Annotated in this window: 1 pseudogene; it reads left to right on the forward strand. The window is 58.1% G+C overall.

What is annotated here, in order from left to right:
- Window positions 1–284: pseudogene (locus tag U859_RS30795) on the forward strand (collagen-like protein); the annotation flags it as partial.

Here is a 284-nt window from a genome sequence, read left to right on the forward strand (position 1 = left end):
GATAAGGGAGATACCGGCGCAACCGGCCTGCAGGGATTTACCGGAGCACAGGGCCTACCTGGTGTAAAAGGCGATACCGGTCTTCAGGGCATTCAGGGTGAAAAAGGAGAAACTGGTGCAGCTGGTCCGCAGGGAATCCAGGGCGTAGCCGGAGCAAAAGGCGACAAAGGTGAAACCGGAGAGAAGGGGGATAAGGGAGATACCGGCGCAACCGGCCTGCAGGGATTTACCGGAGCACAGGGCCTACCTGGTGTAAAAGGCGATACCGGTCTTCAGGGCATTCA

This window comes from Pedobacter jeongneungensis, from assembly GCF_000633455.1.
In the GTDB taxonomy this organism is placed as follows: domain Bacteria; phylum Bacteroidota; class Bacteroidia; order Sphingobacteriales; family Sphingobacteriaceae; genus Pedobacter; species Pedobacter jeongneungensis_A.